We start from the raw sequence: 1,695 nt of genomic DNA, 5'->3' as shown, positions 1-1,695 counted from the left end.
TGTCTGACGGCAAAAAAAGAGGAATTTCTTCCAATAATCTCCGTCATGAATAAGGCGAGACGTAATGACGTTCTTGAGTACCTTGCCGGGCTGCAAAAAAGAGGGCATCAGCAATATCTGGTAAACAAGATGCAATCGCTTCTTACGGAAGAGGAGCGCTTATACATTACAGAGCATCCGCGAATCCCCGTAGCCGCCGAGTTTAACAATTACCCGATTAGTTTTTACGACACCCGCGCAAATAAATGGGAGGGAATTTTCTTTGACGCGCTGGATGAAATCACAAATCTTATTACCGGGCTTGTATTTGACCCCATCAACAGCCCCAGTACGCAAACGTATGAATTAAACGCCATGCTTGAAAACGGCGACGCTATGATACTGTCAGAACTGTTCCGGGCAAAAGAGAATGAAGGCCATTTTCTTTGGGCGGAAACTCCGATTTTAACTGACAATTACGCGTTTATAACCAAATCTGATTTTCACAACATTGATATAGGCGAAGTTTATTTTTTACGCGTCGCCCTCCGAAAAAAAAGCCATTATGCGGATTTGTTTAAACAAATGTTTCCCGACCACAGGAATTATACCGAATATGAAACTCAGGAAGAAGTTTGGGACGCGTTAAGAAGCGGCGAAGCAGACACAATTTTCGCAAGCAGGCGCAGACTGATTATTTATACCAACTACAGGGAAGAAGCGGGCTTTAAACTTAATTTATTATTCGATCATGAATTTTACTCAACACTCGGTTTTAACAAGGATGCAGCCGTTCTAAAGTCAATTGTCGATAAAGCCATTAGCCTTATCAATATAAATAATATTTCAAACCAGTGGATGAACAGAACTTATGATTACAGGGTTAAGTCGGTAGCCGCCCAACGATCATGGCTTATAGGAATGTCAATTATGATTTTCTTCATGCTTTCCCTAGTGTCAATTCTTTTTATAAGAAGCAGAAACGCCGGCAGACAGTTGGAAAGCATGGTAAAAGAACGGACATTCGATCTTTCATTCGAGACCTCCAAACTTAGAGCGGTAATAAATTCAATTCCCGACGCCCTGTTTTGCAAGGATAAAAATTTCAGATATGTGCAATGTAACAAGTCCTATGAAGAATTAATAGGCAGACGTGAAGCGGATATTCTGGGCATGACTAACAAAGACGGCGGATGGTTCTCTTCCAGTGATACGGATAGGATTAATAATACAGAACAAACTGTAATGGATGAAGAACGGACAATTAGTTATGAGCAAAAAATCGCCTCGCCTTCAAACGGAAAATTATGTTTTTTTGAAACGGTTAAATCTCCGATTATACAAGATGGCATTGTTACGGGGTTAATTACTATTATGCGCGATATTAGCCAGCGCAAGGCTCTGGAAAGGGAAATAGCGTTCCAGACCACATTGCTAAAAACAATGATAGATTCCCTTCCCGACGCGGTATTCTGCAAGGATTTGGATTTTAAATATACATTGTGCAACAATTACATGGCGGATATGTTCGGCAAAAACGCGGATGACGTGCTTGGAAAAAATGATCAATATGTTTTGGATTGCTCCGAAAAAGAGGCGGAGATTATTAATGAAGTTGATAACAGGTTTATAAAAGAAGAACGGCGGATAGCGGTTGAGGAATGGCTGTATTGCGCCGACGGCGTTAAGCGTCTTTTTGAAACGGTAAAATCGCCG

1 protein-coding gene is annotated in these 1,695 nt (G+C 41.1%); it reads left to right on the top strand.

Features of this window, described 5'->3' with window-relative positions:
- Positions 1-45: 45 nt before the first annotated feature.
- Positions 46-1,695 (top strand): PAS domain-containing protein (locus ACYVRA_RS06395; protein ID WP_461251916.1); only part of this gene is annotated, 1,650 nt, incomplete at its 3' end.

The sequence above is a fragment of the Treponema sp. R8-4-B8 genome, from assembly GCF_054786175.1.
This window is presented reverse-complemented; position numbering and strand designations above follow the sequence as displayed.